Genomic DNA, 14,632 nt, shown 5'->3' with positions numbered 1-14,632 from the left:
TAATGTCAATGAGTTCGCAATTATGCCAATTGAGAAAAAGCTGATTCTGGCCTCCAGTTCATGTTTTCGCCAGCAGCAGCTTCAGCAATTGAACATTCCTTTTGAGGCAGTCAACCCTGATTTTGAGGAAACACCACTACCTGGCGAAGCTGCGCCACAGACTGCCTTACGTCTGGCCAGTGGTAAAGCCCATTCGCTAACCAGTCTTTATCCAGATGCATTGATTATCGGCTGCGATCAGGTAGCATGGTGTCGCGAACAGCAACTGGGTAAACCGCTAACCGTGGCAAAAGCACAACAGATGTTACACTATTTAAGTGGTCAAGAGGTGGTGTTTTACAGTGCCCTGACGGTACTTAATGTTGTTGAAAACCGCCTGCATCAGCATATTGATGAAACACGCGTTATGATGCGTACTTTAACAGATGCCCAAATTAGTTATTATCTGACGCTGGAACCTGATGCAATACATTGTGCTGGTGCGGCCAAAAGTGAAGGACTGGGCGCACTGTTGATTAAACGTATTGAAAGCACAGACCCACATGCGCTAATTGGTTTGCCGGTTTTTCGGCTGGTGGACTTTCTACTGGCTGAAGGAATAAATATTTTATGAGCAGCCCTGTACTCTATCTGATTCCTACACCATTAGGAACGGCAGACACGCCCTGTCTGCTTGCATATGAACGGGAATATATTGTTAATCTGACCGATTTTGTTGTTGAAGCCGAAAAAACGGCGCGTGCTCATTTAAAGGCATTTGGCGTACACACGCCGATTCGTGAACTGAATCTGCGTACGCTGAATGAACATACAGCAGAGCGCGATATTGCTGCATTATTGCAACCGTTACAGGCAGGCCGCAGTATGGGCCTACTTAGTGAAGCTGGCTGTCCGGCAGTAGCTGACCCGGGAGCACAGCTAGTGGCACTGGCACATCAGGCTGGTTTTACCGTTATGCCACTGGTTGGCCCTTCCAGTATCATGCTGGCGCTGATGGCCTCTGGCGCCAATGGACAGTGTTTTGCCTTTAAAGGCTACCTGCCTGCAGAGAAAACCGCACGTACAGAACGTCTGCGTGCACTGGAAAACCGTTCACGGCAGGAAAATGAAACCCAGCTTTTCATTGAAACGCCTTACCGCAATGATGCTTTACTGGCAGATGCGATTGCCAGTCTGCATCCGCAAACCCGCCTGTGTATTGCAGCTGATCTAACCATGCCCACTCAAACCATTATCAGTCAGAGTATTGCAGCATGGAGAAGCATGAAATTACTGCCGCAACTGAAAAAAAGGCCATGCCTGTTTGTGCTGTATGCTGGCTGATACCTTCCTGACATTTTTTGGGAATAATTTGCGCCCTGCTCTTGTCAAGGTGCACAGCGCTGCCTATAATGCACAACTTCTTTCGGAGTGTAGCGCAGCCCGGTAGCGCACCTCGTTCGGGACGAGGGGGTCGAAGGTTCGAATCCTTTCACTCCGACCATATATTTAAAACCGTCTGTTCAATATGAGCAGACGGTTTTTTTACAACCGAGTAATTTATGTCAAATGACTCTACTATTACAATATAAAGAATAATATTTATACTTTCCAGAAATAAAACAAGCCATCGTAAATAGAATTAAATTTTTGCCAAGCTAATGTTTTTACAAAAAAATCCTTTATAGTATGCGTCTCTTGACTGTATGTTTATCATTTAGTAATTAATAAAGCTTTTCCGTTAAGTTATGTAGGCTTTATAATCAGCGGATTATGCCTCATAATGCTCATAATAACTTTAAAACCCAGTAGTTTTTAAACACAAATCCTTGAGAGATTAACATGTTACCACTCGAAATTGAGGAAATGAATCCACCACAAAAGAAACAGCGGTGGTATCAGATTCTATATGTACAGGTAATTATCGCCATTATTATTGGTATTTTACTTGGTAACTTTTTCCCCAGTGTTGGCGAAAGCATGAAGCCTTTGGGCGATGCTTTCATCAAATTAGTTAAAATGATCATCTCCCCGGTTATTTTCCTCACCGTGGTAACCGGTATCGCCGAGATGACCAATATGAAAACCATGGGACGTGTAGCCGGCAAGGCTATGGTTTATTTTCTCACCTTCTCTACTCTGGCACTGGTTATTGGCTTGCTTGTGGCCAATATTGCCCAGCCGGGACACGGTCTGAATATTGACCCGACTACCCTGCAAAGTGCCAAGGTTCATGAATATGTGCAGAAATCACATGAATCCAGTCTGACCGGTTTTCTGATGGACATCATTCCGACTACTGCAATGAGTCCGCTTACCAATGGCAATATCCTGCAAACCCTGTTTATTGCTATTCTGTTTGGTGTTTCTCTGGCCATGATTGGTGAAAAAGCCCGTCCGCTGATCAATATCTTTCATGATTTGTCTGCACCGGTTTTCAAAATGGTATCCATTCTGATGCGCGCGGCACCAGTAGGCGCATTTGGTGCCATGGCCTTTACCATTGGTAAATACGGTATTGACTCTATTGGTAATCTGCTCTACCTGATTCTGACTTTCTATATTTCTTCAGTGCTGTTTATTCTGATTGTGCTGGGTGCGGTAGCCCGTTATAACGGCTTTTCTATTATCAAGCTGGTGAAGTACATTAAGGAAGAACTGTTACTGGTACTGGGCACAAGCTCATCTGAAGCCGCCCTGCCTACGCTGATGCAGAAAATGGAAAATGCCGGTTGCAAAAAATCAATTGTTGGGTTGGTTGTACCTACTGGTTATTCCTTCAATCTGGATGGTACGAATATTTACATGACCCTGGCCGCACTGTTTATTGCGCAGGCTTGTAACATTGATCTGACACTGCAACAGCAGGTATTGTTGCTGCTGGTGGCCATGCTCAGCTCCAAAGGTGCAGCAGGGGTAACCGGCGCCGGCTTTATCACACTGGCTGCCACATTATCCGTTGTACCGTCTGTACCGGTAGAAGGAATGGCGCTGATTCTGGGTATTGACCGCTTTATGTCTGAATGCCGCGCCCTGACCAATCTGGTTGGCAATGCCTGTGCTACTATTGTTGTTGCACGCTGGGAAAAAGGTCTGGATTCAGAGCGCTTGCATGAAGTGTTGAAATAATCATTTCATTTAGGTGTAAGATTCTGCTTACAGAAATTTAGCGGCCATATCACAGGTGATGAGATTAACAATCTCATCACTTTTTAGATAAAAAAACAGACCAGTTAATATTAACTGGTCTGTTTTTTTAGAATGAATAATCAGCCGACTTTCATACCCGGCTCAGCACCACTATCTACATCCAATAAGAATAGTTTGCCATTACCGGCAGCCGAAGTAATCATGCCCTCAGACATACCAAATTTGGCCATTTTACGCGGCGCAAAATTGGCCACCACGATTACCATGCGTCCAACCAGTTTTTCGGGCTCAGGATAGCTGGCTGCAATACCTGAGAATATCGTGCGCTGTTCAAAGCCAAGATCAACCTGAAATTTGAGCAATTTGCTGCTACCTTCAACTTTTTCACATGTCAGCACTCTGGCCACACGCATATCGATTTTCATGAAATCATCAAATGAGGCTGTGGCAGCCACAGCTTCATATGCGGCAGTAGCAGCTGTTGGCGCTGGCTGAATATTCTGGCGATTGGCCGCCACCAAATCATCAATCTGCTTTTGTTCCACCCGCTGCATCAAGTGTTGATAGGCATTAATGCTGTGACCTGCTGGCAGTAAAGTCGTGCTGTCTGCCCAGCTCAGTGGCGCCACATTCAGAAAAGCTGCCGCTTCAGTAGCCAACTGCGGTAATACTGGCGACAGATAGACAGTAAGGATACGGAAAGCATTTATCAGCTCACTGCATACCTGTTGCAAACGTACTTCCTGACCTTCCTGCCGTGCCAGCTCCCACGGTTTGTTGGCATCTACATATTCATTCACCACATCGGCCAGTGCCATGATTTCGCGCAAGGCACGCGCATATTCCCGTGCTTCAAAGCAGGCTGCAATGGCTTCAGTTTGTGCCTGTAACTGTGGCAACAGCTCACTGTTACTGACATCGGTTAATTTACCCTGAAAACGCTTGCTGATAAACCCGGCAGCACGGGCAGCAATATTCACGTATTTACCAACTAAATCGCTATTAACACGGGCGATAAAATCGTTCAGATTTAAATCCAGGTCTTCAATTTTGCTATTGAGCTTGGCCGCAAAATAATACCGCAGCCATTCCGGATTCAGACGCTGTTCCAGATAGGAGCGTGCTGTAATGAAAGTACCGCGCGATTTAGACATTTTTTGCCCATCTACGGTGAGAAAACCATGAGCAAATACGCCTGTCGGTGCACGCAGGTTTGCATATTGCAGGGTTGCCGGCCAGAACAGTGCATGAAAATACAGAATATCCTTGCCAATAAAATGATACATTTCGGTATCGGTGTCTGCACGGAACCAGTGGTCAAAATCCACGCCGATGCGCTCACACAGGTTTTTAAACGAAGCCATGTAGCCAATAGGCGCATCCAGCCAGACATAAAAATATTTACCGGGTGCATCCGGAATTTCAAAGCCGAAATAAGGCGCATCACGGCTGATGTCCCAGTCACTCAGGTTATCATCCTGAAGCCACTCATTCATTTTATTCAGGGCTTCTGCCTGCAAATGCGGCTGCCGGCGGCCATCAGCCAGTTGGGTATTGCCGGCAGTCCATTGTTTCAGATAATCAGCGCACTCTCCTAGCTTAAAGAAGAAATGTTCTGATTCTTTCAGTACTGGAGTAGCGCCAGAAATGGCAGAATACGGATTAATCAGCTCGGTTGGGCTATAGGTAGTACCACATGCTTCACAATTGTCGCCATACTGGTCCTGCGCATGACATTTCGGGCATTCACCTTTAACAAAGCGGTCTGGCAGAAACAGATTTTTTTCCGGGTCAAACAACTGCTCGATGGTACGGCTTTCAATTTTGCCATTGGCTTTCAAAGCCAGATAGATACTGCGGGATAATGCTTCATTCTCAGGAGAATGGGTACTGTAATAGTTATCATAGCCAATACCAAAACCAGTAAAATCGGCCAGATGGTCCTGACGTACTCTGGTAATCATTTCTTCTGGCGTTACACCCTGTTTTTGTGCTGCCAGCATCACCGGCGTACCATGCGTGTCATCAGCGCAGACGTAGTAGCACTCATGTCCGCGGGCTTTCTGAAAACGCACCCAGATATCTGTCTGAATATGTTCAACCATATGCCCCAGATGAATGTTCCCGTTTGCATAGGGCAAGGCAGAGGTAACCAGTATTTTGCGTTGTTGTGTCATGATTGATGTATCGTTGAAATCCAGTAAAAATTCTTGAAATTATACCAGAGCCGTTTCTTTGCTACAGTAACGGCTTATATGCTGTTCGAGCAAAGTGGAATTTAGTTAAGTTTCTGGTGCAAGCGAGCAATGCGAGCGGCCAGACGTGCGCTGTCATCGCGTAATGTTGCCACCTGAGCAGCAAACTGCTGTAATTGCATCTGCCCCACTACAGCGGCATCGCTCTCACGTGCATAATCAGCCACCTGTGCTGCAATACTGTGGCTGATTGCACGGCCATGCTGATAGAGATTTTCCAGTTCCAGTGCCACTTTTCCGCCCACAGCATCACCAAGCAGCCGAGCAATATCATCACGCCAGTCATATTGTAATGCCTGTATAAGCGGCAGAATGGCCATACCCAGTGCGCGGTCACCGCTAATCTGCACATCGCCCACACCCGGCTGTATGCCACTGAGCATTTTACTCAGTGCGCTTGACGCAATCGTAATTGTGGTGTCAGCTTCGGCACAATCCTCCTGCCAGAAACCCTGTGCATCAATCCGTCCCTTAAGTGTGAGCATAGGTAACACCAGTGCAATAACCCGCTGCTGGTGCTGCTGCCAGCGCGTTTTGAGCTCTACATTCTGCTGAATAAGGTGATTAAGCAGCGCCAGAGTTAACATAGCGTTTCTCTGCTCTGCTGCGCCCATTGCGGTGTAACCCATTTCACCGCATCCCGCGGCTGCCAGTGACGCATCTGCTCCAGTAGTTCTGCCGGTATGGTGGCACAGCAAAGTAAATCCATGTTTTCTGGTGGCATGAAACCGGCTGTCACAGTATTTTGCAGCATCTGGATTAACGGATCAAAAAAGCCGGCTACATTCAGAATCCCTACCGGATGAGGATGCAGCTTTAGCTGTGCCTGTGATAACACTTCAAACAACTCTTCATAAGTGCCCAGACCACCGGGCATGGCAATAAAACCATCAGCCAGTTCAATCATTTTGTTTTTGCGCTCGGTCATATTGGCTGTTTCATACAGTTCAGTCAGCCCCGGATGTGCACCTTCCATATTTTTCAGAAAGCTCGGAATCACACCAATGGCTTCACCGCCATGTTGCAGCACGGCCGAAGCAATTGTACCCATCAGACCGATATTGCCACCACCATAAACCAGACGGTATCCCTGTTGTGCCATTTCCTGTCCGAGCTGCTGCGCAGCATCGAAATAAGCTTTATTCTGTCCCAAATTGGAACCACAATATACAACAATATTTTTCATACTTGTTTTTCTCCATGCCAGAGGTGATTTGCGCCTGTTTCAGGCCAATATTTGTTTTACGTTTAAATCACAGCTTGCGGATAAGAACCAATCAGTTTCAGGAATGCCGAACGCTGCTGCAAGGCAGCCAGTGCTGCCGCTACTGCTGCATCCTGTTGATGGCCTTCAATATCGATAAAGAATACATATTCCCATAAACCACCATGACTAGGGCGACTTTCGAGCTTGGTCATGGAAACATGATGGTCTGCAAAAGGCTGGAGTAAATCATGTACAGCGCCAGCCTTATTGGGTGCAGCCACAATCAGCGTAGTTTTATCCCGGCCGCTGCTGGTGGTGATATTGCGCCCCAGCACCAGAAAACGGGTAGTATTGTTGGGTTCATCTTCGATATTCTGTGCCAGTGTCTGGAGCTGGTAATGGTCGGCAGCCATCAGTGAGGCAATGGCCGCAGCACCACTGTCAGCAGCAGCCAGCCGTGCTGCTTCGGCATTGCTGGCCACGGCAATCCGTGCCACCTGCTCAGACAGATTTTTATCCAGCCAGTTACGGCACTGTGCCAATGCCTGTGCATGCGCGTAAACTTTATTGATGCCCTGTTCAGAAGCAACAGCACGCAGCAATTGATGATGAATGCGCAAATTAACTTCACCACAGGCTTTTAATGGCGTGGTTACCAGCAAATCAAGCGTGCGCCCCACTGAACCTTCAGTAGAGTTTTCGATGGGTGCTACCACGTAATCTGCCTGCTGCGCTTCTACCAGACGAAAACCTTCATCTATTGAAGCACATGGATGTGTCTGTGCTGCCTGACCAAAATGTTTGATGGCAGCCTGTTCGGTAAACGTGCCCTGCGGGCCAAGATAAGCCACGGTTAACGGCCGTTCCAATGCCAGACATTCACTCATAATCGCCCGCTGTAAACGGGCAACCGCCTGATCAGATAATGGTCCCGGATTCTGCTCCTGTATCCGGCGTAAAACGGCTGCTTCACGCTCAGGACGGTATACTATGCCTTCTCCTTTTAACGTACCAATGGCCTGAGCATGGCCGGCACGCTGGTTTAATAACCGCAAAATTTCGCTGTCAATCTGGTCTATAGCATCGCGATGTGGTTTGAGTTTATCATTATCATACATAATTAGTAATGTTATTAGTAGTTTGTTCAAGAAAGACATGAAAAAGGCAGCCTGCTACGGCTGCCCGGAATTATTTAAGTTTTTTCTGCCATGCACTACGTGACAAAACCCATAGCAAAATGGCGCCACAGCTGGAGGAAATCAGCATCATCGTCGGCATCACATGTGTCGAACCATTATGCACCAATGTAGTCAGCCAGCCCACTATGGCGGCAATCAGAAATTGCATGGTACCCAGCACGGCATTGGCGCTGCCGCCTATTTTACGAAAATAGCTCATGAAACATGCCTGCGTATTGGAGCCAATCAGCCCCTGTGAACCAATGGAAAACATGATTAGCGCCAGTAGCAGGAAAAACGGTGGCCGATCCATACTCCACACCACCATGGTTAATAATAAATTACAGCCCAGTTGCAGGAACACACCACTGAGTAAAATATTTCGCGCCGGCGTGGTACGCAGACGATAGGCTGTTATCCGGTTAAACAGCATCATGGTAATTATATTGGCGGCAAAAGCCCAAGAATACTGATGTGCGCTCAAGCCATAGATATTCATATAAACAAATGAAGATTCAGTCAGAAAGACAAACATGGCCGCAAAAGCAGCAGTCTGCAAAAACATGAATCCAAGTGCTTCACGCTCATGAAAAACCACAGAAAAATTCTGTTTTATCTTATGGAAAATTTGACTGTCCAGTGGCTGAAAGTCCATTTTAGCCTGCGGCATAAACCGCCACACACACATCAGCACGACCAGAGCATATACGAGCAGAAAAATAAAGATAATACGCCAGCCATCCAGCGCGGCCAGTGCTGTACCCAGCATCGGAGCAGCCAGCGGTGCAGCCAGCGTGATAATGCCTATGGTAGCAAACATTCTGGCCGCTTCATTGCCTTGAAAAAAATCACGTACCGTAGCACCTACAGTGACAGTTGCCATGCCGCCACCCAGAGCCTGAATCCACCGCCAGAACAGCAGTTCGCCGGCTGAATCAATGAAGATAATGGCAATGGCTGAGAGCAGATAGATACTCAGGCCAATCATGGCAATAACTTTGCGCCCTTTAATATCGGATAATGCTCCCCCAAGCAATTGTCCAAGTGCCACACCAAACATAAAACTGGATAAACTGCGCTCAACCTGATAAATCGGTGCATGTAAGGAAGTAGCCATTTCTGGCACAGAAGACAGATAGATATCCGTGGAAAATGGCATAATCGCCACCATCACCGCTAACAGCAATGCCAGATAGTGCGGATTAATCAGCAACTGATTGGGGGAAGCTTTCATAACCATTCTCTCCATTAACAACAGGCTAAATCCGTTCAGGTGCCCAGTAATGCTACCAGTACGGCTTTAATGGTATGCATCCGGTTTTCCGCCTGCTCAAATACGATAGAAGCAGCACTTTCAAATACATCTTCGCTCACTTCAGCACCATCCAGAGCAAACTCATCGAAAAGCCATTGCCCTAGCTGGGTATCACGATTATGAATCGCCGGCAGGCAGTGCATGAATTTAACATCAGGATTGTGACTGGCTGCAAGCAGCCGGGCATCGACCCGATACGGCCTGAGCTGCTCAATACGTTCTTTCCAGATTTCTTTCGCCTCTCCCATCGATACCCAGACATCGGTATGGATAAAATCAGCTTCATTAACTGCGGCGGCTGCATCTTCTGTTAAGGTAATCCGCGCACCTGTCTGCGCCGCAATCTCACGACACTGTGCCACCAGACTATCATCCGGCCAGAAGATGCGTGGGGCACCGATACGCACATCCATGCCCATTTTGGCACCGACTACCAGCAGAGAATTACCCATGTTGTAGCGGGCATCGCCTACATAAGCATAGGTAATCCGGCTTAAAGGTTTCCTGCTGTTTTCCTTCATGGTAAGCAAATCAGCCAGCATTTGCGTAGGATGGTATTCATTGGTTAATCCATTAATTACCGGAACCCCCGCATATTCAGCCAGTTGCTCAACAATCTCCTGACCAAAACCACGATACTCAATGGCGTCATACATGCGTCCGAGAACCCTTGCGGTATCGCGGATACTTTCCTTATGGCCAATCTGGCTGCCACTGCTATCCAGATAGGTTACATGCGCCCCCTGATCATGTGCAGCCACTTCAAAGGCACAACGCGTACGGGTAGAAGTTTTTTCAAAAATAAGCGCAATATTTTTACCCGTCAGACGTGGCTGCTCTGCGCCGGTTTTCTTCTCAGTTTTCAGTCTGGCGGCTAAATCCAGCAACGTCTGGATTTCTGTTGGTGTATAGTCCAGCAGCTTTAAAAAATGTTTCTGGCTAACAAGACTCATTATTTTCTCCTTATGCAGATTGGCAGGAATCAGGCTGGGCAAGCTGTTGCAGCATATCTTCATAAATCGCCGATAACTGTGCTATGGCAGTAATATCCACACACTCATCTATCTGATGAATGGTTGCATTCACTGGCCCCAATTCAATCAGTTCACTGGCAATGGCTTTAATAAAGCGGCCATCAGAAGTACCACCGGTAGTAGATAGCTGTGCAGCCACTCCGCACACACGATCAATGGCTGTCTGTGCCACGGTGGTTAAACGTCCGGCTGCGGTCAGAAATGGTTGTCCCGACAATGCCCAGTCCAAATCATAGTGTAAACCATGCTTATCCAGAATGGCATGCACACGCTGGCGCAAACCCTCGGCACTGGATTCAGTCGAAAAACGGAAATTAAACTGCACCGTTAATTCAGCCGGAATCACATTGGTAGCACCAGTACCAGCATGAATATTGGAAATCTGAAATCCGGTAGGCGGAAAATAGGCATTACCGTCATCCCAGTGTGTGGCTGTTAACTCAGCCAGTGCCGCTGCGGCCAGATGAACAGGATTAGCAGCCAGATGCGGATAAGCCACATGTCCCTGACGGCCATGTACCCGCAATGTGCCGGATAACGAGCCACGCCGGCCATTTTTTATCATATCCCCCAGCGTATCAACAGCAGTAGGCTCACCTACAATACAGTAATCAATATGCTCACCACGCTGTTGCAGAATCTCGACCACGCGTTTAGTGCCATTATGTCCGTCGCCCTCTTCATCAGAAGTAATCAGCAAAGCCAGACGCAGCGGCAAATCCGGCTGTTGTGCCAGCAAGCGCTCACAGGCAGTGACAAAAGCAGCAACACTGCTTTTCATATCGGCAGCACCACGACCATACAGCCGGCCATCACGCTCGGTAGGCGTGAATGGTGGCGAAGTCCAGCAGTTTTCATCTCCGGCCGGCACCACATCAGTATGACCAGCAAAGCATACCAGTGGCCCCTGCTTGCCATAAACCGCATAAAAATTATCAGTCTCCCCAAACCGCAGAGTCTCAATGCGAAAACCCAGTGCTGTTAGCCGGTTCATCAGCAGCGGCTGGCAACCATGATCATCTGGTGTGACAGACGGCTGTGCAATCAAGGACTTGGCCAGTCTCAGTGTTTCTATTTCCATTATCATAAACTCAAAAAAAATAACTTCAGGCAGCTTGAGAGGCTGCCTGAGAACATATTACATCTTTATAAACCAATTTTTCTGTCTTGCCAAACATTTACCCAATAATTGACAATCCATGGCAATTTATTCATATACCATTTCTGCCCGCTTGACATTACACAGTAATTCATAGGCAATGGTTCCGGCAGCAGCGGCCACCTCATTCACATTGACAGTATCGCCCCATAATTCCACCTCACTGCCCAGTGACTGCCGGTGGTCATCCAGCTGTACCGTCATCATATCCATAGAAACCCGCCCCAGAACTCTACTGCGTACGCCATCAATGGCCACCGGAGTGCCTGTCGCAGCACGACGCGGATAACCATCAGCATAACCACAGGCCACCAGCCCTACCCGGGTTGAACGATTGGTAACAAAACTGGCACCATAGCCAATCGGTTCGCCCATCTGCAACACCCGCTCACCAAACACCTTGCTTACCAGCCGCATCACTGGCTTAAAGCGGCTATCCACACCACCCATGGGTGAAATTCCATACAGCGCCAGTCCGGTTCGTCCCCAGCCACACTGGGTTTGCGGATAGGCCATTATTGCTGCTGAATTGGCCAGACTCACTTCTCCGGGCAAATTGGCACACACCATCTCAAATGTGTGAATCTGTTCAGCAGTCATCGTTTTCATGGGTTCATCAGCACAGGCAAAATGGGTTATTTTCACCACATCGGCTACCTTGTCACTTTGTGCCAGCGCCTGATAGGCCGGAGCATAATCATGCGGAAAAAAGCCGGTACGGTGCATGCCCGAGTCCATTTTCAGCCATACCGTCACCGGTTTTTGCCAGTCATGAGCAAGCAGGGTTTCCAGCTGCCACAAATTACCCACTACTGGCCATAACTGGTAACGGTCTACCAGCGCATATTCTTCAGCGGCAAAAACACCTTCCAGCATCACAATCGGCAATCGTATGCCCGCTTCCCGCAGCTGCACCGCTTCATTGATACACGCCACCGCAAAACCATCAGCCATATCAGCCAGCGCTTGAGCACAACGCACTGCACCATGTCCGTAGGCATTAGCTTTCACCACGGCCAGCATTTTGCCACCGCCATGCATCTGTTTTAAAGCCAGAAAATTATCACGTAAGTGATTTAAACGTATATGCGCAACTAACGGACGCATAATGACTCCCCTGTTATCGTGGTTACCAAATTTTATTGTTTAAGCAAAGCAATCCCTGTAAGCGAACCAAACTGAGCCAATTTACGCAATGATCTGCGCTGCTGTATATCATACCGCCACAGATTACCGCCCAGATCTGTAATATAGATCACAGAACTGGCAAAATCCGCAGCTAAACCATCTCGTCCTGTAAACCGGTTGCCAGCACTTCATGCATCATATGCTTCCTGGCTGCAAACGGGCACGCAGAGTCCGGCTTTCACCACCTTTCATCAGGTGCCTTTTCTGAGTCCAGTAAAAAATAATTATGCGACTTATCCAGCGCAATGCCGACACAGTGACGTGAATAGTCATGTGCATTACGCAGATACAAACCAGTCTGTACCAGTACCTCTATTCTACCGTTTACCACATCATAACGGCAGACACGCACTTTCTCACAGTCACACCAGTAAATCTGCTGTTCCTGTTCATCAAACACCACCTGTTTACCGGGGACAAACAAACCATTGCCCACCAGCTCATACCGATGATGCCCATCCAGCGGAATTTCTGCAATCATGCCATCAGCCTGAAAAAATTCAAGTGACTCCGGTTCCTTTATCCGCTCCATGCTTGAATAAAATAGCCGCTGTGTTGCCGGTCAACAGCAATACCATCAGGAAAATCATGCAACTCATCCACCAGTATCCGGTGCGTAGCCGTTAGCGTATCAAATTCTATAATCCGGCCAACAGGAGCAACATCCAGTAATAGAATTTTATCATTAGCCATATACACCTTATCCCTAAACAGGATAAATTAATAATATATTAACTATAATAAAACCTTTTACCACTCCTGTATGTCCTTAAAAACTGCATATTCTGGTACCGCATCACACAGGCAAATACATTTCATCAAACGATATTATTCGCTTAAACATAACGTGCCAGCGATAAATCACTGGTTTCAATTTCTGGCTTAACCCCACTAATCAAATCTGCCAGAATTTTTCCCGAACCCAGCCCCATCGTCCAGCCCAGCGTACCGTGGCCAGTATTCAACGACAGATTCACAAAACGGCTGGCACCAATAATCGGCGTACTGTCCGGTGTCATCGGGCGCAGACCACTCCAGAAAAAAGCCTCAGAAGTATGGCAACTGCCCGGAAACAGATCATTAACTACCAAGTCCAGCGTAGCCTTACGTTTTGGGTTCAGTTCAATACGATAACCAGACAACTCAGCCATACCACCAGCTCGGATGCGTTCATCAAAACGCGTTATCGCCACCTTATAAGTTTCATCAATAATCGTAGAAACCGGTGCTTTATCCTGATCAATTATCGGGATAGTCAGTGAATATCCCTTCACCGGATAAACTGGCAGATTAATCCCCAGCTTGCTCAGCATATTGCGGCTGAAACTACCTAGCGCACAGACATAATGGTCGGCAGTAAACCACTGGCCATTAGCCTGCACGCCTTTAATCGAGCATTTATCCTGCTGAATTTCCGAAATAGCATGCCGGTATAAAAACTTCACACCTAAAGCCGCACACTTTTCGGCCAGCTGAGTAGTAAATAAATGACAGTCACCCGTACCATCCTGAGGCAAATACAATGCACCGGCCAGCTTTCCGGCCATATGTGCCAGTGCTGGTTCATACTGCGTACATTCAGCAACACTATTGAGTACCTGCAACGGCACACCGAATTCCTGCAAAACAGCTATGTCAGAACGGGAATCGATCACCTCTTTTTCCGTGCGGAAAATTTGCAAAGTACCCTGCTTGCGCCCTTCATACTGAATATTTTCTTCTGCCTCCAGCTGCTGCAACATCTCGCGGCTATACTCAGAAATACGTACCATGCGTTCTTTATTAGTTGCATAGCTCTGTGCATTGCAATTGCGATACATCTGCCACAGCCATTGCAATTGTGCGAGGCTGCCATCAGGGCGAATCAGCAAAGGAGAATGCTCCCTGAACAGCCATTTCCATACTTTAGCCGGTATATTCGGTGCTGCCCACGGTGTGGTATAGCCATAGGATAACTGGCCGGCATTGGCAAAACTGGTTTCCATCGCGGCCTGATCAGCGCGCTCCAGTACAGTAACTTCGTGTCCGGCTTTAGCCAGATACCAGGCAGTACTTACACCAATAATACCTGCCCCCATAATCAATACTTTCATTCCCTCGTCTCCCTAGTAATCAAACGGAATAATCTCAGCCGTTCAATTGCCTAATCCTCAAACAGCCCATTTAG

At 47.5% G+C, this 14,632-nt stretch carries 14 protein-coding genes and 1 tRNA gene; 4 read left to right on the top strand and 11 right to left on the bottom strand.

All coding sequences use genetic code 11. The features are described from left to right. Window positions 1–22: 22 nt before the first annotated feature. The 4 genes from BGI33_RS08630 (at window position 23) to BGI33_RS08615 (ending at window position 3,108) form a co-directional block, all read left to right on the top strand. Entirely contained in the window at window positions 23–613 is a 591-nt protein-coding gene (locus BGI33_RS08630) for a Maf family protein (RefSeq protein WP_100090804.1), read from the top strand. Beyond that, complete coding sequence (locus tag BGI33_RS08625; RefSeq protein ID WP_100090803.1) at window positions 610–1,323, top strand: SAM-dependent methyltransferase; 714 nt, start codon at window positions 610–612, stop codon at window positions 1,321–1,323. Before BGI33_RS08630 ends, BGI33_RS08625 begins: the two co-directional genes overlap by 4 nt. 83 nt (window positions 1,324–1,406) lie before the next feature. Continuing rightward, window positions 1,407–1,483: transfer RNA gene (locus BGI33_RS08620), tRNA-Pro, on the top strand. A gap of 338 nt (window positions 1,484–1,821) precedes the next feature. Continuing rightward, complete coding sequence (locus BGI33_RS08615) at window positions 1,822–3,108, top strand: dicarboxylate/amino acid:cation symporter (RefSeq protein WP_100090802.1); 1,287 nt, start codon at window positions 1,822–1,824, stop codon at window positions 3,106–3,108. Window positions 3,109–3,248: 140 nt separating this feature from the next. On the opposite strand, the gene metG is transcribed toward BGI33_RS08615, so the two are convergent. From metG to BGI33_RS08565, 11 genes are all read right to left on the bottom strand, one after another. Beyond that, window positions 3,249–5,306, bottom strand: a complete 2,058-nt coding sequence (gene metG / locus BGI33_RS08610) for a methionine--tRNA ligase (RefSeq protein WP_100090801.1) — start codon at window positions 5,304–5,306, stop codon at window positions 3,249–3,251. 101 nt (window positions 5,307–5,407) lie between these two features. Continuing rightward, complete coding sequence (locus tag BGI33_RS08605; RefSeq protein WP_100090800.1) at window positions 5,408–5,971, bottom strand: ubiquinone biosynthesis accessory factor UbiJ; 564 nt, start codon at window positions 5,969–5,971, stop codon at window positions 5,408–5,410. After that, a complete protein-coding gene (locus BGI33_RS08600; protein WP_100090799.1) occupies window positions 5,965–6,570 on the bottom strand; it encodes an LOG family protein in 606 nt (201 codons plus the stop codon). The genes BGI33_RS08605 and BGI33_RS08600 overlap by 7 nt, the downstream gene beginning before the upstream one ends. A 62-nt stretch (window positions 6,571–6,632) precedes the next feature. Beyond that, entirely contained in the window at window positions 6,633–7,709 is a 1,077-nt protein-coding gene (pheA, locus tag BGI33_RS08595; protein ID WP_100090877.1) for a prephenate dehydratase, read from the bottom strand. Between the two features lie 70 nt (window positions 7,710–7,779). Further along, entirely contained in the window at window positions 7,780–9,003 is a 1,224-nt protein-coding gene (locus BGI33_RS08590) for a multidrug effflux MFS transporter (protein ID WP_180297072.1), read from the bottom strand. Between the two features lie 35 nt (window positions 9,004–9,038). Continuing rightward, window positions 9,039–10,037 (bottom strand): ornithine carbamoyltransferase, encoded by a 999-nt coding sequence (gene argF / locus BGI33_RS08585; RefSeq protein ID WP_100090798.1) that lies wholly within the window; start codon window positions 10,035–10,037, stop codon window positions 9,039–9,041. Window positions 10,038–10,047: 10 nt separating this feature from the next. Further along, window positions 10,048–11,205: a succinyl-diaminopimelate desuccinylase gene (gene dapE, locus BGI33_RS08580; protein ID WP_100090797.1), complete on the bottom strand. Its 1,158-nt coding sequence runs from the start codon at window positions 11,203–11,205 to the stop codon at window positions 10,048–10,050. Window positions 11,206–11,325: 120 nt separating this feature from the next. Further along, complete coding sequence (alr, locus tag BGI33_RS08575) at window positions 11,326–12,384, bottom strand: alanine racemase (RefSeq protein WP_100090796.1); 1,059 nt, start codon at window positions 12,382–12,384, stop codon at window positions 11,326–11,328. A gap of 259 nt (window positions 12,385–12,643) precedes the next feature. Continuing rightward, on the bottom strand, window positions 12,644–12,946 hold the full coding sequence (locus BGI33_RS08570; protein WP_143557151.1) for a hypothetical protein: 303 nt from the start codon (window positions 12,944–12,946) through the stop codon (window positions 12,644–12,646). A 38-nt stretch (window positions 12,947–12,984) separates the two neighbouring features. Next, a complete protein-coding gene (locus tag BGI33_RS12930) occupies window positions 12,985–13,158 on the bottom strand; it encodes a hypothetical protein (protein ID WP_143557150.1) in 174 nt (57 codons plus the stop codon). A 143-nt stretch (window positions 13,159–13,301) separates the two neighbouring features. Then, on the bottom strand, window positions 13,302–14,558 hold the full coding sequence (locus BGI33_RS08565; protein ID WP_100090794.1) for a D-amino acid dehydrogenase: 1,257 nt from the start codon (window positions 14,556–14,558) through the stop codon (window positions 13,302–13,304). Between the last annotated feature and the right edge of the window lie 74 nt (window positions 14,559–14,632).

Source organism: Snodgrassella alvi (genome assembly GCF_002777425.1).
Lineage (GTDB): Bacteria > Pseudomonadota > Gammaproteobacteria > Burkholderiales > Neisseriaceae > Snodgrassella > Snodgrassella alvi_B.
Note: the sequence above shows the minus strand (reverse complement) of the source record. Positions and strands in the feature narration are given on the sequence as shown.

Excerpts from the sequence above, each read along its gene's own strand:
- BGI33_RS08630 (WP_100090804.1), top strand. The coding sequence starts at position 23 with ATGCCAATTGAGAAAAAGCTGATTCTGGCCTCCAGTTCATGTTTTCGC.
- BGI33_RS08625 (WP_100090803.1), top strand. The coding sequence starts at position 610 with ATGAGCAGCCCTGTACTCTATCTGATTCCTACACCATTAGGAACGGCA.
- BGI33_RS08615 (WP_100090802.1), top strand. The coding sequence starts at position 1,822 with ATGTTACCACTCGAAATTGAGGAAATGAATCCACCACAAAAGAAACAG.
- metG (WP_100090801.1), bottom strand. The coding sequence starts at position 5,306 with ATGACACAACAACGCAAAATACTGGTTACCTCTGCCTTGCCCTATGCA.
- BGI33_RS08605 (WP_100090800.1), bottom strand. The coding sequence starts at position 5,971 with ATGTTAACTCTGGCGCTGCTTAATCACCTTATTCAGCAGAATGTAGAG.
- BGI33_RS08600 (WP_100090799.1), bottom strand. The coding sequence starts at position 6,570 with ATGAAAAATATTGTTGTATATTGTGGTTCCAATTTGGGACAGAATAAA.
- pheA (WP_100090877.1), bottom strand. The coding sequence starts at position 7,709 with ATGTATGATAATGATAAACTCAAACCACATCGCGATGCTATAGACCAG.
- BGI33_RS08590 (WP_180297072.1), bottom strand. The coding sequence starts at position 9,003 with ATGAAAGCTTCCCCCAATCAGTTGCTGATTAATCCGCACTATCTGGCA.
- argF (WP_100090798.1), bottom strand. The coding sequence starts at position 10,037 with ATGAGTCTTGTTAGCCAGAAACATTTTTTAAAGCTGCTGGACTATACA.
- dapE (WP_100090797.1), bottom strand. The coding sequence starts at position 11,205 with ATGATAATGGAAATAGAAACACTGAGACTGGCCAAGTCCTTGATTGCA.
- alr (WP_100090796.1), bottom strand. The coding sequence starts at position 12,384 with ATGCGTCCGTTAGTTGCGCATATACGTTTAAATCACTTACGTGATAAT.
- BGI33_RS08570 (WP_143557151.1), bottom strand. The coding sequence starts at position 12,946 with ATGATTGCAGAAATTCCGCTGGATGGGCATCATCGGTATGAGCTGGTG.
- BGI33_RS12930 (WP_143557150.1), bottom strand. The coding sequence starts at position 13,158 with ATGGCTAATGATAAAATTCTATTACTGGATGTTGCTCCTGTTGGCCGG.
- BGI33_RS08565 (WP_100090794.1), bottom strand. The coding sequence starts at position 14,558 with ATGAAAGTATTGATTATGGGGGCAGGTATTATTGGTGTAAGTACTGCC.